Source organism: Paenibacillus sp. SAFN-054 (assembly GCF_051966755.1).
GTDB lineage: Bacteria > Bacillota > Bacilli > Paenibacillales > Paenibacillaceae > Paenibacillus_AQ.
Genome location: NZ_JBQCKS010000008.1, coordinates 83,683 through 106,782, shown reverse-complemented (window position 1 = coordinate 106,782; position 23,100 = coordinate 83,683). Strand labels below are relative to the sequence as shown.

At 54.7% G+C, this 23,100-nt stretch carries 22 protein-coding genes and 1 riboswitch; of the genes, 16 read left to right on the top strand and 6 right to left on the bottom strand.

The genetic code is table 11. The features are described from left to right. Nucleotides 1-84: 84 nt before the first annotated feature. A complete protein-coding gene (locus tag ACTHPM_RS25795; protein WP_440397983.1) occupies nucleotides 85-822 on the bottom strand; it encodes a ZIP family metal transporter in 738 nt (245 codons plus the stop codon). Between the two features lie 181 nt (nucleotides 823-1,003). Then, nucleotides 1,004-1,203: riboswitch (cobalamin riboswitch) on the top strand. A 155-nt stretch (nucleotides 1,204-1,358) separates the two neighbouring features. Between ACTHPM_RS25795 and metE the strand changes: the two genes are divergently transcribed. Next, nucleotides 1,359-3,659: a 5-methyltetrahydropteroyltriglutamate--homocysteine S-methyltransferase gene (metE, locus tag ACTHPM_RS25790; protein WP_440397984.1), complete on the top strand. Its 2,301-nt coding sequence runs from the start codon at nucleotides 1,359-1,361 to the stop codon at nucleotides 3,657-3,659. An 80-nt stretch (nucleotides 3,660-3,739) separates the two neighbouring features. On the opposite strand, the gene ACTHPM_RS25785 is transcribed toward metE, so the two are convergent. After that, nucleotides 3,740-4,456 (bottom strand): peptidylprolyl isomerase, encoded by a 717-nt coding sequence (locus ACTHPM_RS25785; protein WP_440397985.1) that lies wholly within the window; start codon nucleotides 4,454-4,456, stop codon nucleotides 3,740-3,742. Between the two features lie 190 nt (nucleotides 4,457-4,646). On the opposite strand from ACTHPM_RS25785, the gene ACTHPM_RS25780 reads away from it, so the two are divergent. The 3 genes from ACTHPM_RS25780 (at nucleotide 4,647) to ACTHPM_RS25770 (ending at nucleotide 6,514) form a co-directional block, all read left to right on the top strand. Beyond that, entirely contained in the window at nucleotides 4,647-5,576 is a 930-nt protein-coding gene (locus tag ACTHPM_RS25780) for a hypothetical protein (RefSeq protein WP_440397986.1), read from the top strand. 117 nt (nucleotides 5,577-5,693) lie between these two features. Continuing rightward, nucleotides 5,694-6,071: a zinc ribbon domain-containing protein gene (locus ACTHPM_RS25775; RefSeq protein WP_440397987.1), complete on the top strand. Its 378-nt coding sequence runs from the start codon at nucleotides 5,694-5,696 to the stop codon at nucleotides 6,069-6,071. Further along, nucleotides 6,071-6,514 (top strand): hypothetical protein, encoded by a 444-nt coding sequence (locus tag ACTHPM_RS25770; protein ID WP_440397988.1) that lies wholly within the window; start codon nucleotides 6,071-6,073, stop codon nucleotides 6,512-6,514. The genes ACTHPM_RS25775 and ACTHPM_RS25770 overlap by 1 nt, the downstream gene beginning before the upstream one ends. 78 nt (nucleotides 6,515-6,592) lie before the next feature. Here ACTHPM_RS25770 and ACTHPM_RS25765 read toward each other — a convergent pair whose 3' ends face one another. Together ACTHPM_RS25765 and ACTHPM_RS25760 are read right to left on the bottom strand one after the other, a co-directional pair. Further along, complete coding sequence (locus tag ACTHPM_RS25765) at nucleotides 6,593-6,877, bottom strand: hypothetical protein (RefSeq protein ID WP_440397989.1); 285 nt, start codon at nucleotides 6,875-6,877, stop codon at nucleotides 6,593-6,595. Between the two features lie 49 nt (nucleotides 6,878-6,926). Continuing rightward, on the bottom strand, nucleotides 6,927-8,231 hold the full coding sequence (locus ACTHPM_RS25760; protein ID WP_440397990.1) for an ArsB/NhaD family transporter: 1,305 nt from the start codon (nucleotides 8,229-8,231) through the stop codon (nucleotides 6,927-6,929). A 278-nt stretch (nucleotides 8,232-8,509) separates the two neighbouring features. Between ACTHPM_RS25760 and ACTHPM_RS25755 the strand changes: the two genes are divergently transcribed. The 3 genes from ACTHPM_RS25755 to ACTHPM_RS25745 all read left to right on the top strand — a co-directional run bounded on the left by ACTHPM_RS25755 (nucleotide 8,510) and on the right by ACTHPM_RS25745 (nucleotide 13,456). Continuing rightward, nucleotides 8,510-10,201, top strand: coding sequence for a glycoside hydrolase family 13 protein (locus ACTHPM_RS25755; protein WP_440397991.1), 1,692 nt, complete (start codon nucleotides 8,510-8,512; stop codon nucleotides 10,199-10,201). Nucleotides 10,202-10,772: 571 nt separating this feature from the next. Next, entirely contained in the window at nucleotides 10,773-12,791 is a 2,019-nt protein-coding gene (locus ACTHPM_RS25750) for an endonuclease MutS2 (RefSeq protein WP_440397992.1), read from the top strand. Nucleotides 12,792-13,030: 239 nt separating this feature from the next. After that, the gene (locus tag ACTHPM_RS25745; protein ID WP_440397993.1) at nucleotides 13,031-13,456 is read left to right on the top strand and encodes a TipAS antibiotic-recognition domain-containing protein; all 426 of its coding nucleotides are present in this window, start codon (nucleotides 13,031-13,033) and stop codon (nucleotides 13,454-13,456) included. Between the two features lie 78 nt (nucleotides 13,457-13,534). Here the strand turns inward: ACTHPM_RS25745 and ACTHPM_RS25740 are convergent, their stop codons facing one another. Continuing rightward, nucleotides 13,535-14,014: a GAF domain-containing protein gene (locus tag ACTHPM_RS25740; protein ID WP_440397994.1), complete on the bottom strand. Its 480-nt coding sequence runs from the start codon at nucleotides 14,012-14,014 to the stop codon at nucleotides 13,535-13,537. A 232-nt stretch (nucleotides 14,015-14,246) separates the two neighbouring features. Between ACTHPM_RS25740 and ACTHPM_RS25735 the strand changes: the two genes are divergently transcribed. Both ACTHPM_RS25735 and ACTHPM_RS25730 read left to right on the top strand, forming a co-directional pair. Continuing rightward, a complete protein-coding gene (locus ACTHPM_RS25735; protein ID WP_440397995.1) occupies nucleotides 14,247-14,555 on the top strand; it encodes a hypothetical protein in 309 nt (102 codons plus the stop codon). A 64-nt stretch (nucleotides 14,556-14,619) separates the two neighbouring features. Then, entirely contained in the window at nucleotides 14,620-15,093 is a 474-nt protein-coding gene (locus ACTHPM_RS25730; RefSeq protein WP_440397996.1) for a hypothetical protein, read from the top strand. 103 nt (nucleotides 15,094-15,196) lie between these two features. Here ACTHPM_RS25730 and ACTHPM_RS25725 read toward each other — a convergent pair whose 3' ends face one another. Further along, entirely contained in the window at nucleotides 15,197-16,216 is a 1,020-nt protein-coding gene (locus ACTHPM_RS25725; RefSeq protein WP_440397997.1) for an alpha/beta hydrolase, read from the bottom strand. A gap of 298 nt (nucleotides 16,217-16,514) precedes the next feature. Between ACTHPM_RS25725 and ACTHPM_RS25720 the strand changes: the two genes are divergently transcribed. The 7 genes from ACTHPM_RS25720 (at nucleotide 16,515) to ACTHPM_RS25690 (ending at nucleotide 23,094) form a co-directional block, all read left to right on the top strand. Then, a complete protein-coding gene (locus ACTHPM_RS25720) occupies nucleotides 16,515-17,243 on the top strand; it encodes a DsbA family protein (protein WP_440397998.1) in 729 nt (242 codons plus the stop codon). Nucleotides 17,244-17,296: 53 nt separating this feature from the next. Beyond that, the gene (locus ACTHPM_RS25715) at nucleotides 17,297-17,746 is read left to right on the top strand and encodes a disulfide oxidoreductase (protein ID WP_440397999.1); all 450 of its coding nucleotides are present in this window, start codon (nucleotides 17,297-17,299) and stop codon (nucleotides 17,744-17,746) included. 184 nt (nucleotides 17,747-17,930) lie between these two features. Continuing rightward, nucleotides 17,931-18,509, top strand: coding sequence for a GNAT family N-acetyltransferase (locus ACTHPM_RS25710; RefSeq protein WP_440398000.1), 579 nt, complete (start codon nucleotides 17,931-17,933; stop codon nucleotides 18,507-18,509). Continuing rightward, a complete protein-coding gene (locus ACTHPM_RS25705; protein WP_440398001.1) occupies nucleotides 18,506-19,279 on the top strand; it encodes an energy-coupling factor transporter transmembrane component T family protein in 774 nt (257 codons plus the stop codon). The genes ACTHPM_RS25710 and ACTHPM_RS25705 overlap by 4 nt, the downstream gene beginning before the upstream one ends. 135 nt (nucleotides 19,280-19,414) lie before the next feature. Beyond that, nucleotides 19,415-20,032, top strand: a complete 618-nt coding sequence (locus ACTHPM_RS25700) for an ECF transporter S component (RefSeq protein WP_440398002.1) — start codon at nucleotides 19,415-19,417, stop codon at nucleotides 20,030-20,032. Next, nucleotides 20,013-21,527: an ABC transporter ATP-binding protein gene (locus ACTHPM_RS25695; protein WP_440398003.1), complete on the top strand. Its 1,515-nt coding sequence runs from the start codon at nucleotides 20,013-20,015 to the stop codon at nucleotides 21,525-21,527. The genes ACTHPM_RS25700 and ACTHPM_RS25695 overlap by 20 nt, the downstream gene beginning before the upstream one ends. Nucleotides 21,528-21,573: 46 nt before the next feature. Then, nucleotides 21,574-23,094, top strand: coding sequence for an MDR family MFS transporter (locus ACTHPM_RS25690; protein WP_440398004.1), 1,521 nt, complete (start codon nucleotides 21,574-21,576; stop codon nucleotides 23,092-23,094). Nucleotides 23,095-23,100: the final 6 nt, after the last annotated feature.

Genomic DNA, 23,100 nt, shown 5'->3' with positions numbered 1-23,100 from the left:
GCAATAAATTTGGAATAATCTACAACATTTCTCTTTCGCTTCGTCTTGCCGTAAAGACATTCAGGCCGCAGCTCAGGCCGAGATTCATCTGAGCAGATGCGTCAGCGCGATCATGGTCAGCAGGCCGAAGATGAATGAAAAGGTGGACACCCGCTCGTTGCCGTCCCCATGGCTCTCGGGAATCAGCTCCTTATAGACGACGAACAGCATGGCGCCGGCGGCAAAGGAAAGACCGTAAGGCACGATATACGTGAAGCTTTCGGTAAACTGCAGTCCAATCCAGCAGGCAGCCAGCTCAAGCACGCCGGTAAGCGTGGCCAGGAGCAGGGCTGTCCGCCTTCGCAAACCATGCGTAATGAGGAACAAGGCGGTCAGGAAGCCTTCGGGAATGTTTTGCAGACCGATGCTGAGCGCGACGATCGTTCCCAGATCCTGATGGCTGCTGCCATAACTGACGCCGACGGATAAGCCTTCGGGCAAATTATGCAGGGCCATGGCAGACAGGAACAAGAGCGAGCTTGTCTGTCCGCTGCCCGCCGCATCCTGCGGTGAATGCTCCAGATCCTGATGGGGAACGAGCAGCTCCAGCAGGGTCAGAACGACGGTTCCCAGCAGTGTGCCGATCGTCAGAATCCACAGGTTGGACAGCTTGAGCGCCGACGGGATCAGCCCATAAGTCGAGGCCGCAACCATAATGCCGGCGGTAAAGGCGAGCAGAATATCCCTTCCGCGGTGCGTGACCTTGTTGAACATCAGCGCGGGCAGCGCGCCCAGGGCAGTGCAAATCGAGGTAGCCAAGCATCCCATCAAAATGGTGTTCATCATTTCCTCCCGGTCTTAGAATGATGCAGCAAGACATAAGTGCTTGTATCAAAATATGTCCAGGCCCCGCGCTCTATGCGCACAACCATTCCCAAGAAATATAGTCGGAATTTCCTCCGAATCTATTGCTAAATGAGATGCTTATAAGGTATGATACGACTTAATATCATCACACCAACAATTTTATAAAGTGGAAACAGGTGCTTGAGAGCGTGTATCGCCTTGAGCTTAAAAGGGAAGTCCGGTGCAATGCCGGCGCGGTCCCGCCACTGTAACAGAGGAGCGCTTCTGCTAATCGTCCACTGGTCGCATACGACCGGGAAGGCGCAGGAGCAGCGTGGATTCTGGAGCCAGGAGACCTGCCTGTTTTGACAGCACTGCTTTACCTACGGGAGATAGGGAGGTGTTAAAGAGTTCGGCGGCGATCATTTGTCATGCGCTGGTAACGGGCATCTTTACCCTTTGTGGAGCATAGGGGAAGATGTCCTTTTTTGTTGTTCCGAAAATCATACGAAATGTTAAAGAGGAGGCTCATCATGAGCAAAATAACAAGCAGCAGCCTGGGATATCCGCGCATCGGCGCGAACCGGGAATGGAAAAAAGCGCTGGAGGCATTCTGGGCAGGCAAGCTGGAGGAAGACGCATTTCTGGAGAATTTGAAGGACATCCGTCTGCATCACTTGAAAAAGCAGCAGGCAAAAGGAATCGACCTCATTCCGGTGGGCGATTTCAGCTATTACGACCATATCCTGGACACGGCCTCCATGTTCGGCCTGGTTCCTGCAAGATTCGAATATGGCGGCGGTATCGTACCGGTGTCCACTTATTACGCCATGGCCCGCGGGAACAAGGAAGCATCCGCATGCGAAATGACCAAGTGGTTCAACACCAACTATCATTACATTGTGCCGGAGCTGAACGGACTCACACCGGTGCTGACGCAGAACCGTCCGCTGGAGGCTTATCGCGAAGCCAAGCGCGAGCTCGGCATCGAAGGAAAGCCGGTGCTGGTTGGCCTGTATACCTTCCTGAAGCTGTCCAAAGGCTATCAGGCAGAGCAGCTGGATGAGCTGGTTGCCGCGTATTTGCCGCTGTATGAACAAATCGTGCGGGAGCTCGCGCAGGAGGGCGTGCAGTGGCTGCAAATCGATGAACCGATCCTGGTCACCTCTTTGGAGACGGAGGATCTGCAGCGGGTGAGCCGCATCTATGAAGCGCTCCACGCCGCGGCACCGGGCCTGAACACCATGCTGCAAACCTATTTCGAATCCGTAGAGCGGTACGAAGAGATTGCAAGCCTGCCGGTGCAGGGCCTTGGGCTCGACTTCGTTCATGGCGGGAAACAGAACCTCGAAGCGATCGAAAAGCATGGATTTCCGCAGGATAAGGTGCTAGGCGCAGGCGTGATCGACGGCCGCAACATTTGGCGCGCGGATCTGTCATCCGGCCTTGCGCTGCTGAACCGGCTGTCTGCAGCCGTGCCGCTCGAGCGCATTATCGTGCAGCCTTCGAGCAGCCTATTGCATGTGCCGGTCTCGACGGCGCCTGAGAACGGACTTGCGCCGGAGCTGGCCGCCGCCTTGGCTTATGCCGACGAGAAGCTGGACGAAGTTGCGCTTCTTGCCCGTGCCGTGAATGAAGGCGCAGGTGCGCTGCAAACACAAATCGATGCATCCGTACAAGCCATTCATGCGCTTAACGATTCTGCTTCACGCCGCAATGCCAAGGTTCGCGAGGCTGCCGCCGACATCGCCAGTCAGCCTTCAGCGCGGCAGAGCGAGTTCGCGCAGCGCCGGGCAGCGCAGCAGAACCGCTTCCGGCTTCCGCTTCTTCCGACCACAACCATCGGCAGCTTCCCGCAGACGGCGGAAGTGAGATCGGCACGGCAGAAGTGGAGGAAGGGGGAATGGGACAGTTCGCAATACGAAGCGTTCGTACAGGATGAAATCCGGACCTGGATCGAGCTGCAGGAAGAGATCGGGCTCGACGTACTCGTGCACGGCGAATTCGAACGGACGGATATGGTTGAGTTCTTCGGGGAAAAGCTTGCCGGGTTTGCGTTTACGAAAAACGGCTGGGTGCAGTCCTACGGCTCACGCTGCGTGAAGCCTCCGGTCATTTACGGGGATGTGGCGTTCATCGATCCGATGACCGTGAAGGAGAGCGTATACGCGCAGTCCCTCACCGCTAAGCCGGTGAAGGGTATGCTGACAGGGCCCGTAACCATCCTCAACTGGTCCTTCGTTCGGAATGATATCACCCGCGAGCAGGTGGCCTACCAGATTGCCCTGGCCTTGAGAGAAGAAGTAGAAGCCCTGGAGTCGGCTGGAATCGAGATGATCCAGGTGGATGAGCCCGCCATCCGCGAAGGTCTTCCGCTGAAGCAGAGCGAGACTGCGTATTATTTGGACTGGGCGGTGCTGGCATTCCGGCTTGCCACCTCCACCGTGAGGGACACGACCCAGATTCATACGCATATGTGCTACTGCGAATTCCATGACATGATCGAATCCATCCGCGCGCTGGACGCCGACGTCATTTCCATCGAGACCTCGCGCAGCCATGGCGAGCTGATTCACAGCTTCGAGGAGTTCACGTATGACAAAGGCATCGGTCTCGGCGTCTACGACATTCACAGCCCGCGCGTGCCTGAAGCCCTGGAGATGGTAAGCATGATCGAACGTGCCCTGAAGGTGCTCGATCCTTCCCTCTTCTGGATCAATCCGGACTGCGGATTGAAGACGCGCGGAACGGCGGAGACGGTTGCGTCACTCCGCAATATGACGGAGGCGACGCGCCAGGTCAGGGAGAAGCACAAGCAGGGAGCCCTCATTTAATATCCTGAGACAAAGAAGGACCGCCAATCCAGCCAGTCCGGCTGAAGGGCGGTCCTTTATCTTTTATTTTTCCTTGATCGTTATTTTTCCTTGATCTCGATGCTTTCGATCTTCACGGTTTCCGTGGGCTTGCTTACTTCGCCCCGAGCATCGGCTTCAACCGGCGTTGCGGCGATTTTCTTCACGTTCTCCATGCCTTCGGTCACTTTGCCGAAGATCGTGTAGTTCGGCTGTTGATTCAGGAAATCGCTGTCCTGGCCGGTGCAGATGAAGAACTGGCTGCCGTTCGTGTCCGGACCTGCATTCGCCATAGCTACGATGCCCGGCTCGTATTTGTAGCTGGTCTTCTCGTCCTCGAAGGAATACCCCGGGCTGCCTGCGCCGGTTCCCGTCGGGTCGCCGGTTTGAACCATGAACGATTCGATAATGCGGTGGAATGTAACGTCGTCGTAGTAGCCTTCCTTGGACAGGAACACGAAGTTGTTTACCGTTTTTGGCGCGTCCTTGGCGAACAGCTCAATCGTAAACGAACCTTTGGAGGTGTTGATCACCGCCTGGTAGGATTTCTTGGTGTCGATCTTCATCGCCGGCGGACTTGTCCAGCTTTTCTGCTCCGCCTTGTTCGGCTCCGTCTCTTTGGTCGGTTCAGCCTCTTTGGATGGCTCAGCCGCGTTGGAGGGTTCCTCCACCTTGTTCGGCTCGGAAGCTTTGTCCTCGTTCTTAGCGCCGCAGCCGCCAAGCACCAGCGCCAGCACGATCAGCAGCATGAGCGGGAAGGTTGCTTTGTTGAATTTCATGAGTATCATGTTCACTCCTTTTTGCAATCTTTCCTAATCATATCGATTTTCCGGCGTAAAATCTAGCATGCCTCTGAAGCAGTCCTGACATATGGCAGAGAACGGGAAAACGGGAATTTATTTGAAACCTCTCCCCGGCCTTCACGTTAAAGAAGGTAAGGACTGTAAAATTTGACATGGAGGGCTGCGAATGTTCGAAGCGGAGAATGCCAGGCTTCAGGAACTGAAGGAAAGCATGCGGAACAAGGAAAAGTGGGAGAACCGGCTTCAGGATCTGGAGAGAGAGCTGCAGTCGCGCGAGCAGGAAGCGGAGCGCTGGAAGCAGCGCCTGGCAGATGAAGAGAAGGATGTAGAGAAGCTGACAGGAACCTCGCTAACCAGTGTGTTTTTCGGTCTGATCGGCCAAAAGGAAGAGAAGCTTGAACGCGAGCAGCTGGAGGTGCTGGAGGCGAAGGCCAAGTATGACGCTGTGGTGCGGACTGCGGACGACATGCGGCAGCAGTGCGCGGAAATGAAGGCGCAGCTGTCAGACGTGCGCTATTCCAATTTCGAATACGAACGTATTCTGCAAGAGAAGGAAGCCATCCTGCTGCGGCAGAACGTGGATCTGGCGGAGCTTGCGGAGCAGGCGGCGGATCTCAAGGTACAGCTGAAAGAGATGAAGGAAGCTGTGCAGGCGGGCCATTCGGTGCTTCATGATCTGGAACAGGCGAGGGATTACCTGGATTCGGCACGCAGCTGGGGCACTTACGACATGCTTGGCGGGGGCATGCTGTCCACGCATATCAAGCATAACAAGATCGATGAGGCCATGGAATACATCCATGACGCTGAGCGCAGCCTGAGCCGGTTCGGCAAAGAACTGCAGGATGTGCAGATGCATCTGTCCATCGAGATCGACATCGGCGGTTTTCTACGCTTCTCGGATTACTTTTTCGACGGATTCATTTCCGATTGGATGGTGCAGGGACGGATCAAGGACACGCTGGCTCAAGTAGAGGAGAAGTTGTATGCCGTGCAGGACGTGGTGCATCACCTCGAGATGGAGCATCGGAACCTCGATTCACGTTTGACGGGTATCCAGCGAAGATATGAAACATTCATCGAGCAGGCGGAATAAGCATATCCCAAATGATGGAAATTGGACCTTTAGCCGCATGACCCCATGATATTCGGGCTTTATAATTAATTCTTAATGCCTAACACCATTTTAATCCACAAGGAGGAGCGAGATTTTATGAGTTTTTTTGACAAACTGAAGTCAGGCGTTGCCGAAGCGGGCAACAAGGCCAAAATCGCGGTGGAAGTGAACCGTCTCAAAATGCAGAATTCCACCAAGCAAAAGGAGATTGACCAGGAGTACCAGCACATCGGAAAGATGGTTTTCGATTCGCTACAGCGGGGGGAAGCAGTGTGCAGTCCCGAACACCTGCAGCCCATGGTGGAGCGGATCGTGCAGCTTCAGGACGAGATTCAGCTGAATCAGCATCAAATCAACGTCATTGCGGATGAGAAGAAATGCGTCTGCGGACATACCGTTCCGATCGCGGCCCGGTTTTGTCCGGAATGCGGGCATCAATTCGTGGAAATCGAGAAACAGGAGGGAGATGCGTAGTGCAGCAGTTTTCCGCGGTATTGCAGGAGACAAGGAAATGGTTTCAATCCTTCAGGCTGTACGGGGTGCTCGCACCATTTGAGCTGCACCTGCTGTTCGGAGCGCTGGGAATCCAGTTTCTGTATGAGCTGCTGATGGCTATTCTTCCCTATTCTTCTTACCATACTTTGCATGTGATCTTTTCGACGATTCCGCTGCTGGTGATCGCCCATTATGCGTTCTGGGTCGGAGCCTGGCTGACGCTGGTGTCCGGTAACGTGAAATATCTGCCGTATGCGCTGTGGATCCATGCTTTCCTGACGTTGTTCCCATTCAACAATATCGGCCTCGGAAGTCTGGTCAATGCTCTCGTGTATGTCGGCCTCGGATACGCTTTGTTCCGTTACTCGGCTTCCGCCTATGCGAGTGTCAGCCATGCCGGACGTGATGCCCATAAAATGTAGCAGTCCATCTTGAACCCTGTACATAACCAAAAGTCCGCAAAAAAACCCGGGAAGCCTCCTTCCCGGGTTTTTACGTCTTTATTGATCCTTCCATTCCACGCTTCGCAGCAGGCCATGCTTCATCAGCGCAAGAACAAAGTCGGTGTAGTACGTTTTACGCACGATTGCGCCGTATTCATGGTTTTTGTAAATGTAGAAAAGCGCATCCGTGTAGATGTCATTGTCTTCGAAAAAGCGCCTGATTTCTTTTAACCGTTTCAGATACGGCTCTTCCTGAAGCAGGCGGATGCGAAATTCCACATCCTCCTCATTGACGGTCTCGGTAATGACGGCAACATCCTCGTTGCAGCGATAAATCAGCATGCGTGCGCCTCCGTTTCATTCGAATGTAGCATTCCCATTAACTCATTTATTACATTAAATATCTGAAATATACATAAGCGCTGGCTAATGCGACGGACAAAATCATAATCGGAAATCCATATTTCATGAAAGTGGTGAACTTGAGCGCGTAACCCTCTTTGGCGGCCATGCCCGCAACGATCAGGTTGGCGCTGGCGCCGATGAGCGTACCGTTCCCGCCGAGGCAGGCGCCGAGCGCAAGACTCCACCAGAGCGGCTCCAGGTTGCTGACGCCCATGCTGCCCATGTCCTGAATCATCGGGATCATCGTCGCGACGAACGGGATGTTGTCGATAAAAGCGGAAGCGATCGCGCTCAGCCACAGGATCAGCATGGAGGTGGAGGCTACGTTTCCGCCGGTCAGTGCCACCGCCTTTTCAGCCAGCGTGGCGATCACGCCGGTTTCGATCAGGCCCCCAACGAGAATGAACAATCCGACAAAGAAGAATATCGTAGGCCATTCGACTTTGGCAAAAGCCTCTTCCAGCATATGCTCGCCCGTGAGCAGCAGGAGAAGGAAGGCTCCGGCCAGCGCCACCGTGGCGGATTCAATATGAACGAGCTGATGGATGAAGAAGCCGACAATCGTAAGTCCAAGCACCGTCAGGCATTTGGTCAGCAGCTTTTTGTCCGTCAACAGCTCCTTCTCGTCCAGATCCATAATGCTTTGCATCAGCTCCGGCGTTGTCTTGATCTGCTTGCGGAAGAGCAGAATGAAGATCGGAATGAGCAGGGCGAGAATAACTACCGCGACCGGCATCAGATTTTGAATGAAAGCCATAAAGGTCAGTTCCTTGACGGCGCTGCCGATCATGATGTTGGGCGGATCGCCGATCAAGGTGGCGGTGCCGCCGACATTGGATGCGATGATCTGCGTTATCAGGAATGGAAGCGGATTGACCCTCAGCTGCCGTGTAATACTAAAGGTCACAGGTACCATAAGCAGCACGGTCGTTACATTGTCCAAAAAGGCGGAGCCGAGAGCTGTCAGCAGCATAAGCACGATCAGGATGGCCAGCGGCCGTCCCTTGGCTTTTTTGGCAGCCCAGATGGCAACGAATTTGAACAGTCCCGTCTCCGCGGTAATATTGACGATAATCATCATCCCGATCAGAAGACCGAGCGTATTGAAATCGATATGATGAATGGCCGTCTCCTGGCCGACGATTCCGAATATCACCATCAGCGCGGCGCCGAGCATGGCGACGATGGTCCGGTGGATTTTCTCCGAAATAATCAGTGCATATGCGATTAAAAAGATAGCAATAGCCAAAATAGTTTGTTGTTCCATAGGTTCCTCCCCAAGTGAAGTCATAATGCGGCGTGCAGCAATAGATTTAGCATTAATTCATGCTCCAATCCTCCCTTTGCATCAGGAGAATATTGCCACATGCGGACCCCAAGAAGGACGAGTAGGCAGAAAAAGACAAAAGGAGCCCGCACGTGGCAGGCTCCTCCGAATGTTATCTATGCGCTTTTTGAAATAACTTGCCCCTATGTGAAAGGGGATGTGAAAAATGGTTTACAATAATTATAAAGTGTTTACCCCGACTTGTAAAGAAAGGTCGACCTTCGAGTGGAAAGGAGACGGTTATGAACAAAAAGTGGTGGAAGGAAAGCGTCGTATACCAAATTTACCCGATCAGCTTCATGGACTCGAACGGGGACGGCATCGGAGATCTGCGGGGGATCATCTCGAAACTGGACTATCTGAAGGACCTGGGAGTCGATGTTATCTGGATCTGCCCGGTCTATAAATCGCCCAATCATGATAACGGTTATGATATCAGCGATTATCAGGACATCATGAAAGAGTTTGGCACGATGGACGATTTTGACCGGCTGCTGTGGGAGGCGCATCAGCGCGGCCTGAAAATCATGATGGATCTGGTGCTGAACCATACGTCGGATGAGCATCCATGGTTTGTCGAGTCGAGATCGTCCAAGGACAATCCGAAGCGGGATTATTATATTTGGCGGAAAGGCAAGAACGGAGGGCCGCCGAACAACTGGGAGTCCTACTTCAGCGGATCCGTTTGGCAGTACGACGAAACGACGGACGAATATTACCTGCACCTGTACTCCAAGCATCAGCCGGACCTGAACTGGGAGAATCAGAATGTCATTGACAGCATGCACCAGATGGTGGAATGGTGGCTGAAAAAAGGGGTCGACGGTTTCCGCTTCGACGCGATTGCGCATGTTGCCAAGGCGGCGGGGCTCCCCGACGGAGCGAATCCGGATAACCTGCCGACGGTGCGCGCTTATGACCTCTTTTCGAACCTGGATAACGTGCATACGCTGCTGAATAATCTGCATCAACAAGTGCTCTTCCATTTCGATATCATGACGGTGGGCGAGACCTCGGGGCTCGGACCGGAGCAGGCGCTTAGCTATGTGGGCGAAGCCCGCAACGAGCTGGATATGGTATTTCAATTCGAGCACATGCAGCTGGACGCGGCCTCGGGTGGCTCCGGGAAATGGAACATCCGCCCATGGAGCCTTCTGGAGCTGAAGAAGGTAATGAGCGCTTGGCAGATCGACCTGCATGGCAAGGGCTGGAACGCGAACTATTGGTGCAACCATGATCAGCCCCGGGTCGTCTCGCGGTTTGGCGATGACCAAAAGTGCCGCGTGGAATCGGCCAAAATGCTCGCCACCTTCATGCATATGCTTGAGGGGACGCCGTATATTTACCAGGGCGAAGAAATCGGCATGACGAATATTGCCTTTCAGTCGATCGACGATTACCGGGACGTGGAGACGCTCAATTATTACGAGGAGCAGATGAACAAAGGCATTCCGGAAGATAAAATCATGCAGGTCATCTGGCGGAAAAGCCGGGACAACGCCAGAACGCCGATGCAGTGGAACAAGAGCGAGGAAGCGGGCTTTACCACAGGAACCCCATGGATCCGGGTCAATTCCAATTATCCGTTGATCAACGTGGAGGATGCGGTGAAGGATCCCGATTCGATATACCACTATTATAAAAAGCTGATTTCTCTCCGTAAGGAGCATGAAGTCATCGTATACGGCGAATATGAGCTTTTGCTTCCCGAGGATCCGGAGGTTTACGTGTTTACCCGCACGCTGGACGAGGTTTCGCTGCTCGTTATTCTCAACTTTTTCGGCGGGGAACCGGAGGTGAAGCTGCCGCAGGGGTTGGACCTCGATTCGAAGCAGCTGCTGATTTCAAACTATCCCGTTAAAGGAAACGATGACCTGAGCCAAACGTTCGCGCTCAGACCTTATGAAGCCAGGGTGTACAAGCTGAAGTCATAAGGGCTTGACATCATGAGAAAACATTGGTAAATTTACCTCATCCTAAACCAAGGGAGAGATTTTGATGACGGTGGTTGTTCTTAACTAACCAAATTCCATATTGGACCAGAAGGAAAGACGCAGCGAAGCTGAGCGTGCCGAAGGCGGCACCTTTGTTTTCTTATGCCCTTTCCGGCAGACTCTTGGCAAGCCTTGAGCTTTTCGAAGCGTGCTTGACGCGGTTTCTGCATGGATCCAGGAAATAGTTAAGAACACGCGAAGCATCAAACGGCACCTTGGCTGCTGTTTCATTCTTTGTTATCCATAGGCTGCTGGCTCCGGAACCGTTCCGGCGCTGCCTTTTGAAACCCGTGCTCTTGCAGCACGGGTTTTTTGCATATATAAGTGTGGATCTGAAGCTTGTATATGCAGGGGAAAAGCCTCGCTTTGCTTAAAGAGCGAACTGCTTTTCTTGTGGATAATCAGGAAATGAAGCTGTCAGGAATACCGGGGACAAGGAATCGCGTACGCGTTCTTTGTCCTTTTTTTGTTATCTAACACACAATAAGAAATAAGGAGGTTCATGTAACCCATGGACAACATGACACTGAGCATGCTGGAGTACGACAAATTAAAGGAAAGCTTACGGGAATACGCGGTCTCTTATGCAGGACGGAATCATATTGACGCCCTTGCGCCCGGGAGCCATCTGAGGGCTATTGAAACATCGCTTCTGGAAACCGCGGAGGCGAAGGATTTGCTCGACAAAGGGGCAAGCGTACCGCTGCCTTCCCTCGAAGGCATCGAGCATATCGCTTCGCTGCTGCATACCGGATACCTGTTCACGGAGCAGGACTTCAGCGCGGTCCAGATGTTCCTGCACAGCTGTGGACAGCTGCGGAAGTATATGGAAGGCAAAAGGGAAATCGCACCCACGATCAGCTCCTACGCATCGTCGATGCAGGAGCTGCCGCGCCTAAAGAGTGAAATCGAGCGCTGTATAAGGTTCGGCCAAGTGGATGACCAAGCCAGCAAGCCGCTGGAAAAGGTCCGCAAGAAAATCGCCGTCATCAAGGAGCGCATTCAGAAGAAGATGAGCGCCATCCTTTCGCGGCACGGCTCGATTCTGCAGGAGCAGCTGGTGAGCGTGCGCGGCGGGCGGTACGTCGTTCCGGTCAAACGGGAATATCACAAACAGATTAAAGGGGTGGTGCTGGATCAATCGACCAGCGGCCAGACGGTATTCGTGGAGCCGGAGGAAATATCGATGCTTCAAACCGAGCTTGGCATGCTGGAGGCTGACGAGGCACGCGAGGAAGGCGTCGTGCTCAGCATGCTGACGGGGATGCTGGAGGCGGCGGGCAGCGATCTGCATTTGAACATCGACATTACGGGGAATTACGATTTCATATTCGCCAAAGCCAAATATGGCCGCTCCATCGGGGGCAGGACGGTGGAATTAAATGATAAGGGCCTCATCCGCCTCCGCGGCGCGAAGCATCCGCTCATGCTCCGAACGATGGTGCCGTTAAACCTTGAGATGGGAAGGGGTTACCGCTCCCTGATCATTACCGGACCCAATACCGGCGGTAAAACGGTGGCCTTGAAGACGCTGGGCCTGCTGACGCTCATGGTGCAATCCGGGCTGCTGGTGCCGGTGGAGGAAGGGAGCGTATTCTCCGTATTCGGCCAGGTCATGACGGCGATCGGCGACGGGCAGAGCATCGAACAGTCGCTGAGCACCTTTTCCGCCCAAATCCGCAGATTGATTGCCATGGTGAATATGGCAAACCCTTCGACGCTGCTGCTCATTGACGAGCTTGCAGCCGGAACTGACCCGGGCGAAGGGATGTCCCTGTCCATTGCGATTCTGGAGGAGCTGAACCGGCGCGGCGCGATGATGATGGTGACGACGCATTTCAATGAGCTCAAGGGATTCGCTTCCCGGACCCCGGGCTTTCAAAACGCGCGCATGGAATTTGACGTGAACACACTGGAGCCGCTGTACCGGTTGACGATCGGCGAGTCGGGGCAGAGCTACGCCATCGAAATTGCCACGAAGCTGGGCATGCCCAGCGGAATTATTGACAGGTCGAGGCATGTGCTTCTTAAGCAGAAGCCGCAGCAGCACGAGACGGGAGCAACGGATGAGGAGATGACCCGAAACGATCCGCAGGTTGAAACGGCAGAAGCGGAGATGGAGCATCCGGGGTCCTTTGGTCGTGAACATGCCAAGGGAAAAGCAGACGACAGGAACCAAGCGGCTGCGGACGGCGGGCAAGCGCACGGGGAGGAGACGGATCCGGAAGCCCTCAAGAAGAGCCGCCGGCTGGAAGTCGGAGACGCGGTATATGTCAGCTCATTTGGCCGCACGGGCATCGTCTATCAGGAGGAGGATGCCCGTGGCATGGTGGGGGTCATGATCCAGAAGCAGAAGCTGAAGGTCAACCGGAAAAGACTGAAGCTCTATATCGAGAAGGGCAACCTTTATCCGGAGGACTACGATTTCGATATCGTATTTGAGAGCAAGGAGAACCGGAAGAAAAGCAAGATCATGCAGAAGAGGCATGTGGAGGGACTCAGCATTATCCGCAAACCGGAACAGGATTAAAGGCAAAGGCAGGAAAACGGCTGGATACAGGCTGTTTCCCTGCCTTTTTTATAAGATTCGCATAAACCCGTATTGAAGCGGTTGATTTTTGATGAAGAGGGTAAATGAAAAGTAAGGGAAGACGTTATATTTGCGCCATATTGTATCGTATCACCTATCATTTTGATCATCCTTTTACAACATATATAGATTAGAGAGCAGCAAGCCAAAAAGAAACCATAATGGAGGGAAATCGATGTATGAAACCAGAAGAAATGGACCGCAACGTTGCCCCCGATGCTGAGCGGTTGTCGGAACAGGATGTGCTGAGCCCGTTCAGCGATGCTTCCGGCGACCGGATTCTGGAGAGCAAGGCGAAAATGCAGCAGTGGACGAAAGAGGATTATTTGAACTCGCAGCAGCAGGTAGACCGGATTAACCGGGAAATGGCGGAAGCCATCAGGGAAGGGGAATCGGCGGAAAGCCCCCGCGTACAGCGCATTATCCGGCAGCATTATGAGTCCATGATGCAGTTTTACACGCCTACGGCTGACGTGTACAGAGGCTTGGGAGAGCTCTATGTCGAGCAGCCCGAGTATAAAAAGCTGTTCGATACGTATCACCCGCGCCTTGCGCAATTCCTTTGCGATGCAATGAGGCTTTTTGCCGATCGTGAATTGAAGTAAGGGTGGAACGTCAATTCGTAAAAAAATGGTCTTCTGCCTGCGGCAGAAGACCATTCTATGATTATAATTTCCACATGCTTACATTTTGGAACTGATGATTTGGGCAAACTGCTCCAAAAACTGGCGTTCTTCGTGATCGAAACGTCCCTTCAGCGGACTGTCGATGTCGAGTACGCCGAGCAGCTGCTCATTTTTTATGAGCGGAATGACGATTTCGCTGTTGGATGCCGCGTCGCAGGCAATATGGCCTGGAAACTCGTGGACGTCATCAACCATGATCGTTCGGCGCTCGGAGGCTGCCGTACCGCACACCCCGCGGTTCAAAGGGATACGGATGCAGGCCGGCAGGCCCTGAAACGGTCCGAGCACCAGCTCTTGTCCGTCGTAGAGATAGAACCCGACCCAGTTAATGTCCGGCAGAAAGCTGTTAAGCAGTGCGGAGGCGTTGGCCAGATTGGCAATGGAGCTGGGTTCGTCGTGAATAAGAGATTTCAGTTGCTCCAGAACGGCTGTGAACTGCTCGCTCCGGTTTCCTTCATAGGGAAGTGCTTGGAACATCATACTCCACCCTTTCTTTTAACCGATGGTTAATTATAAAAGATAGTATACAGGATTAACGCCTGCGTCAAGGAAAAGATGGTGCCTCATATGCATCCCGGGACGTGCAGGAAGATTGTTTCCCAAGCCGGGAAGCCGGGTAAACAATGGTAACGAGCAAAGACGTAGGCCATCAAGCCATACGGGCCGTAAAGCAATTAAGCAAGCCATCACGGAGGGAGAGAGAAGCAGCATGCGTGCAGATATGCAGAACTTATTTATGGGAATTCATATGCTTTACCACGCCCACAAAAAGGATTTGACCGTGCGTGATATGGAGCCGGAACTCGAGCGCCATGGTTATAAGGTGGGCGAGCGTGAAGTGAAAAAGGAGCTGGAGCACCTGACTGAACTGAATTTCCTGACCGCGCACGGTGACGAATTCAGCCTGACAGGGACGGGAATCGAGGAGTTTAAGGAGATCCAGGTCATGCTGAGAGAGCTCTGCGGCGAAGTGCTCGATCCGGTCGAATCCGACGAGAAGACGAGTGCTAAAGCCTAATGAACAATTGTATATTGGTGAATCATCGAATACTGTCTGACATCTTAGAAGGAGCGTAAAAATGATGATTAAAAAAATAGTAATGACCGGTTTAGTCGCGAATGCCTGTTTGAGTGCCCAAGCTTTTGCCGCTGCCGGCACCGAGTTGTCCGGAGACAAGCAGGCTCAGCATGGAACCTGGTATTGGCTGACCTACAGTGCTGCGATACTTTTGGTTGGCTTTGCGATTTACGTTATGTCGGGAGCGCGCATGAAGCGGCGCGTGAAAATGCTGAGGGCTGCCCTCCAGGAAGAGCTGGATACCGTTAACCGTCTTCTCTCCAGCAAGTATGCATCCGAGCTATCCGAGCCAAGGGCAGGACGCGTGCAAGAAAGCCGCATTCAGGAGCTTGAAGAGCTGAAATCCAGACTGACAGCGGACTTGAAGGAGCTGGGCGCAAGCAAGGTATCCGTGTTTAACCTTACGGGTCTGAGTGGGATCGCCAAGCGTTTCACGGCTGAAAAGAGAGCGATCCGGAAGCAGCTTCAAAACGTGTGAGACAGCAAACTCTGTAATGGATCGCAAAGATTTCATAACCCCGGGACACAGCCGGCATGGCTGATGTCACGGGGTTATTGTGCATGCAGGTTGCGGTGGCCTATCAGGCGTTGGGGATTTCCGTCAAGCCGATGCCCGCAAAATCCGCCTCCTCCACCAACCGGGAACTTTCGGGCGCGGGGTCGGGGGAAGGGACGGCGAGGCTTCGGTCGGAGAGGGCTTCACGCACGAACTCCCTTACGGCCGTTTTGTATAAGCCGGGATCGGCGTCGATCGCAAATCCGTGCGTGGCGCCTTCAATTAATAAAAGGCGTTTTGGTCCGGATTTGGCGGCGAACAGGTCCTCACTCATCTCCGGCGGGATGTATTGATCCTTCGTGCCGTGAATAAACATGACGGGAATGGCGCTTCCCGCTATGGAGCGTACGGGACTGACCTGCTCCAGCATGAACCCGGCCTTCTTGCGCAGCCTGGAATCGACCAGCGGAAGGAACAGGGCGGCGGGAATGCGGTTCAGTTTCTGCATCTGATGATGCATCAATCGGGTCAGATCCGAATAAGGACAGTCGGCTATGACGAATTGGACCTGCGGATTCGGAAGGGACAAATATTCCAGGCACGTACCGCCTCCGAAGGAGACCCCGTGCAGGCCGATCGTGCAGCTGCTGCCGTACGTGCTGGTAATGAACCGGATCCAGGCAGCGATATCATGCTTTTCGTGATAACCGTAGGTCGTGTATTTCCCTTCGCTTTTGCCGTGGCGGCGCTGGTCGACCAGCAGCACGTTGAAGCCGTCCACAAGAAACATTTCCATAAAGGGAATGGAAGCGGGCAGGGATGTCGTGTATCCGTGCACCAGAATCACCCATTGGTCCGACGTCCGGTCGGCTTTGACGACCACTCCGTTCAAGCGGAGCCCGTCATGGCTGCGAATCTGTACCTCTTCCTTTGGAAGCGGTTCGTAATATTCCCTCAGACGGGCGCCCGCCTGCTCCAGCGCATCAAAGATTTGCTGGTAATCCATGGCCTTCATCTGCGTCATTTGTACGAAAGCGTACTGTGTGATCCCTGCCACCAAAGCTGCGGCCGCAGCCGCAATAAGCGCTGCAATCCACCATTCCATTACGATTCAACCCCCATGCAAGATGCAATTTCAGTAGGGCTTAGTATGTACGGGAATATCCAGATTTAACCGACCTGCCGGGCCGCCCTTCGGAATGTTTGAATAAATTGCGACGAAATTCCGGAAGTCCGCCAAAAGCAGCTTGGAACGCGTTTCTGCCATATAGCCTTTCAAAGAGTGAGATGCTAGAATAAAGTGGTAGCGAGTTAGTTGCTAAACCATTAAAGAGTGAACTAAAAGGGATCCAGCAAAGGCGCCTCTAACTTTAGTTCGATGAAAGGAGACGGCCCGCGAATCTATGAAACCGAAGAAAAAGCAGCCGGTGAACAAGGCGGCACAGCGGAAAGCCGAGCAGGAACAGCGGGAAAAGCGCATGAAGCGTGTCATTTGGATTACGGCGGCATGCATTGTCGTACTGGTTGTGCTGCTGCTCGTGATCAAGCCGAGCTCGTCCAAGGGAGACTTTGATTACAGCACGATGCCTGTAATGGGGAGTCAGGACGCACCGGTCAAAATTGTGGAGATGGGCGATTACAAATGCCCAAGCTGCCAATACTTCACGCAGGAGATTTCTCCGCAGCTGAAAAAGGATTTTATCGACACAGGCAAAGTGGCATTATATTTCAGCAATTACCTCATCATCAGTCCGGACGGGGATTCGAACACTGCCGCGCTGGCAGCGCAGTCCGTATTCCATCAGAACAAGGATGAATTCTGGAAATACTATGAAGCAATTTATAAGAACCAGGGAGATGAAGGCACCGAGTGGGCGACCCCGGATTTCCTGGTTGATCTTGCCAGGACGGAGAAGATCAACGTTGACTACGACAAGCTTCGCAAGGATATTGACGAGAAGACGTATCAAGACGATATCGACAGCCAGCAGAAGAAGGCAAGAGAACTGAACGTTATGAGTACGCCGACGTTGTTCTTGAACGGTGAAAAGGCATCGGAACAAGCCTCCATGGACTATGCCGAACTCAAACCGTTCATCGAGAAGAAACTGGCTGAAGCAAGTACAAAATAAGAAGCAAATGATGGTTATGGAAGGATCTGAACCTGAATAAAGGAGTTAAAGCGATGGAAGGCAATCGTTTTATGGCGTCAATTCGCCCGTATGCCCTGTACCTGGCATGGATTGTATCCATCGTCGCCGTGGGCGGAAGCTTGTACTTAAGCGAAATCATGCATTATGAACCCTGCAAGCTGTGCTGGTTACAGCGGATTTTCATGTATCCGCAGGTCATCCTGCTGGGAATCGCAAGCTACAAAAACGACCGCAAAATCATTCCCTATGCCATGACGCTCAGCATTATCGGGGGCTGCATCTCCATCTATCATTACGCGGAGCAGAAGATTCCGGCTTTGGCCAAGGCTCTTCCTTGCACCGTGGGCATCCCCTGCAATTTCGATTACTTGAACTGGTTCGGATTCATTACGATTCCGCTGCTGGCACTGATCGCCTTCATTCTGATCGTTCTGCTGCTGGTGGCCGGCCGTGAACCTGCAGAAGAGGTTGAAGCGGCATAAGCCAGGCCGAAGCGCTTGTCCTTTATGGGACAAGCGCTTTTTTGGCGGGGAGCAGGCTTTTGGGCTAGCGATCCTTCTCTTTCGATGCCAGGAGTTGAGCGCTTTCTGCAGAAGCTGGCTTGATTAACAGGCAGCTTGGGGTGTACAGTGGATGTGATTTTATTGTGAGAGGTGGTTACGCGTTATGCCGTATCGAAGCGGGGGGGAAGTTCCGGTATTGTCTGGAGAGCGGGTCTTTCTTCGTCCTCTGACGCCGGCCGATGCGGAGCCGATGTTTGAATGCTGGTCCGACGCGGAGGTTCGCCTTTTCTCGGACCTGCCGGACATGCCGGATCCCGGAGCTGCTGCTGAGATGATCCGAATTCTGAACGGCTTATCTTTGACCGAGGATGGGCTGCGGTGGGGGATCGAAACGCACACGGGGGAGCTTGTCGGGAGCTGCGGCCTAAACTGGTGGCAGCTGGAAGGAGCTTACCGCGGAGAAATCGGGTGTGAGCTGGGCCGTTCATATTGGGGCAAAGGCTACATGCGGGAAGCCGTAGCTCTGATGATCGGGTATGCATTCCGTATCATGGGACTAAACCGTCTTGAAGCGCTGACGGATCCGTATAATCAACGGGCTGGCAGACTCTTTCAGTCGCTCGGATTTACGCTCGAGGGGCGGCTTAAACAATATCGCCATACGGACCGCGGCTTTGTGGATGCGAATATGCATGCCCTGCTGCGTGAGGAATGGGAGAACTTGCGTGGAGGGAAACGATGAATATCGCTTATCAATCGGGGACATCGCCGCTGCATCGCACCGAACCGCTGAGCAAGCTGGTGCTGCTGTTCTGCGTCGCGCTGCTGACGATGAGGCTGCAGTCGTCGCTGGGTCAGGGACTGCTGCTGCTATCGGTGCTGTTCATGGCCAGGGGGGCCGCCGGAATGCCGTGGAGCAGGCAGGCGAAAGTGCTTGCGCTGCTTGCCGGCTTCGCGATTCCCTATTTTGTAGTCACGCTGCTTACCGTACCGGGTGAACAATTGCTGCTGCGCATTGGACCGCTGCGTTTGACAAGCGAGGCGTTCGATGCGGCAGGATCGGTGACGATCCGCATGTTTACCGTCTTTTTGTCCTCTTACGTTTTTATGTTTACGACGGATCCGCGCGACATGGTGCAAGCGTTAACTGTGCGCCTGCGGATTCCTTACCGGTTTGCTTTCGGCTTATCGATGGCGCTGACCTTTCTGCCGCTGCTCGAAGAAGAGGGGAAGAGCATCTCGGCTGCCCATCAGGTCAGGGGCCGGGGCAAGCCTGCCGGAATCCGGGGCAGACTGGAGTGGTGGCGCATGTTCACTTCCGCCTTGATCCATAACGCGGTCAGGCGGATTCAGCAGACTGCGGGAGCGATGGAGGCAAAGGGCTTCGGAGCTTATCCGGACCGGACCTTTCTGCGAAGCGGCCTGCCTGCTTTACAAGGGCGGATTCTGACGGTGGCCTGCGCGTTATTCACTGCGGGATTGTGGTGGTTTATCCGTATTGTTAACCTGTGATTATAAATTTAGGTTGACGTTTAGGGGCGGACGATGCAAAATAACATGGAGAGCTTGAGCGGTCTGTGGGGAAGGGTAGAACCATTTTCCCTCGCGCACGGGTTCATCCTTTTATCGTTTGGGAGTTGACATATGATGGAAACCTCATCACAATCGAAGAGACGTTACCGTTCCTTTACCACACTGGATATCGTGCTAATGGCTATGCTGGCTACAGCCAATGCTGTCATGACTTTTTATTTGTCCTACATCAATAAAATGCTGAACAGCCTGGGCGGCCCTGTAGCCACATCGACCATCGTCGGGGTATATATGGTTTACGGCCTGCTGGCTTACTACATTATTCGCAAGCCGGGTACGGCAGCCATTACATACGGAATCGGCGGAGCCATCCAGTGCTTCGTGGGAACGACTTACGGGATCGCGTCTGCTATTGTGGCGGCGCTGTGCTACATGGTGGTAGCGGAAGCGGTTTTTGCGCTTGCACGCTATAAACGCTGGGGCACGGGCATGATGATGCTTGCCGGAGGAGCGATGGTTCCTTTATGGTTTGTGTGCGCAGCCAATATGTTTGGCTATACGGCATGGAGCGGGCAGGTGCTCGCTCTGACGCTGGTCATGCGTCTCATAAGCGGTATCGTACTTTGCGGTTTACTGACCAAGGTGCTTGGAGACATGCTTCAGCGAAGCGGACTTCTGCGGCGGTTTGCCATTGGAGGGAAGAGAGCGGAGCATGTCCCAGGCAGCCATTAAATGTTCGAATCTTAACTTTTATTACGATGACGAGCGGGAGCCGGCGCTGCACGGGCTGACCCTGTCGATTCCGGAAGGGGAATGGACGGCGGTGATCGGCCCGGGCGGCAGCGGCAAATCCACGCTGTGCCAGCTGCTGAACGGTTATTTGCCGCGCAGCGGCGGCGGCATGAGGCAGGGCATGCTGGAAGTAGGCGGACTCGATCCGGCTGCTGCCGACATTGCCCGAATATCGCAGCTGTGCGGGCTCGTATTCCAGGACCCCGACGCCCAGCTGGTGCAGGGGACCCCGGAGGATGAAGCGGCATTCGGCCCGGAGAATCTGCGTGTTCCCCCGCCGGAGATCTGGCGGCGGGTCGAGGAGGCGCTGGCGGCGGTGAATCTTGAGGAACGCCGCCATACCCCGGTGCGCGAGCTGTCCGGCGGACAGCGCCAGCGCACGGCCATCGCCGCGGTTCTGGCGCTTCGCCCGGGCATCGTCGTCTTCGACGATGCTTCGGCGAGCCTCGACCCCGCGGCGCAGGAGCAGTTCGTGCAGCTGTGCCGCAAGCTGCACGGGGAGGGCCGGACGCTTCTGACCGCGTCCGGCCGGTTCGACGATGCCGCGCGCTCCGCGGAGCGCGTCATCGTCCTGGACGGCGGCCGCGTCGTGCTCGACGGGCCGCCGCAGGAGCTGCTGCGCACAAGCCGGGAGCGGCTTGCGCAGCTCGGGCTGCTGCCCCCGTGGGAGGGGGCAGCCGTGCACCCGGGTCCGGGCCGTATGGCGGACCCGGGCGGGAAGGCGGCGCCAGCGCACATGGCGCCGCCCGGCAGCCTGCTTGAGGTCGACCGGCTGAGCTACGCATACCCCGGCGGCATGCAGGCGCTTCGCGAGACCAGCTTCGCGATGCAGCCGGGAGAATGGGGCATCATTACCGGCGAGAACGGTTCGGGCAAGACGACGCTGACCCGTCTCCTGATGGGACTGCTCCCGGTGCCGCCGGGAGCAGTCCTGTGGGAAGGGAGGGATACGGCAGCCTGGCGCATCCGGCAGCGGGCCGAAAGGATCGGCTACGTCTTTCAGCAGCCGGAGCATCAGTTTGTGGCCCATACGGTGTGGGACGAGCTGGTGTACGGCCTGGGGCGGAAGAAAGGGCGCAAAGTGGAGCTGGATTCCGCCGAGCGTAAGGCGGCCGAAGGGCTGCTGCTCGCCGCCGGGCTGGAAGGACGGCGAAGCGCCTCCCCGTATCTGCTCAGCCAGGGGGAGAAGAAGCTGCTCAGCATTATCGGCCAGTTCGTACATCCGAAATCGCTTTACATTTTGGATGAGCCGACCTCCGGCATCGATTACGGCGCTGCGGACAAGGTCCTCAGGCTCTGCCGCGAGAAAACGGCCGCCGGTTCGGCCGTCTTGATGATCACCCATGATCCTGCGCTCGTGCAGGCAGAAGCGGCATTCATGCTGAAGCTGCACCCGCAGTCTGCTGCAGAATACGTTCGGCTCGCTTCGGTGTAGCTCGTTTTAACGACTTTTTCCCCTCGTCATCCGGGAAAGGAATCCGATGTCTGTGAAGCCTGGCGTTAACCATGCGCAACGCAAGTTTATATTGATAGGAATTTTGGTTTCGACCTTTTTGTCGGCCATCGAGGGAACGGTAACGGGTCCTGCGGGTCCCGCCATTATCAGCAGCTTCGGAGGCATGAAGCTGCTCAGCTGGATATTTACAGCCTTTTTGCTGACGATGGCCGTGTCCACGCCGGTGTTCGGCAAAATCAGCGATCTGTACGGCCGCAAGCCGGTTTTTCAGATCGGCTCGCTGCTGTTCGTGATCGGGTCCCTGCTCTGCAGCTTTTCGCAGAATATGGAGCAGCTGATTATATTCAGGGCGATTCAGGGGATTGGCGCAGGGGCTATCGTGCCGGTGACGTTTACGATTATCGGAGACGTGTACCGGATCGAGGAGCGCGCCAAAATTCAGGGATTGATCAGCTCCGTCTGGGGCATATCCTCCCTGATCGGACCGCTCGTCGGCGGTTATTTTGTGGATTACCTGAACTGGCGCTGGATATTCGGCTTTAACGTCCCATTCGGCTTCGCATCCATGTGGCTCATTGCACGGTATTTCCATGAAAGCCGAGAGCCGCGCGAGAAAACGCAGGTCGATGTGGCCGGCGCCGCGACCTTTACGATCGGCATGACGGCGCTGCTGTTTGCTCTGGCAACGGGCGGACAGTATTTCAGCTGGACCTCGCCGCTTTTGATCGCTTGCTTCATTTTGGCGGTCCTGTTCCTTGCCGCTTTTATTTACATTGAGAGCCGTGCGGCCGAACCGATGCTCCCGCTTCGGCTATTCCGCATTCGGGATATCTCCGTATCGACCGTGGCCAGCATGCTGACCAGCGCGCTGCTGATCGGCCTGACCACGTATACGCCGCTCTGGATTCAAGGGGTGATGGGCAAGAACGCGACGATGTCCGGTCTGACGATGGCGCCGATGTCGATCGGATGGCTGTTCGGCTCGGTATTCGGCAGCCGCCTGATCCTGACTGCGGGCTCGCGCAGGACGACGGTCATCGGCCTTGCCGGCATCGTGATCGGCGCCGCCGGACTTGCGTTCATCGGCGGCTCGACGCCGCATTACATTTTGCTGGTCTATACCTTTATTTATGGGCTGGGCTTCGGCTACTCGAATACAGTGTTCACGATCATCGCCCAGTCGTCCGTCGGTTATTCGCTCAGGGGAGCATCCACCGCGCTGAATACGTTCGTGCGCTCCTTGGGCCAGACCGTCGGCGTAGCGGTTTTCGGAACCTTTATTAACCTGAGCATAGCCGGCCGGATTGCCGGCCAGCCGGGGCTTGAGAATGTCAAGCAGGAGGAAGTCAACCAACTGCTGACCCCGGAGGGAAGCGCCAGTATGCCGCAGGAGCTGTGGAGCCAGCTGAAGCATATCCTGGAAGGCAGCCTCCATTCCTTGTATGTCGTGATGGCGGTCATTGCCGTCATCAGTCTGATAACCGTGCTGGCGCTGCGCAATACGGTGCCTTCTTCGGAAGAGGAAGCTGAGGCTGAGGTCAGATAAGCGCAG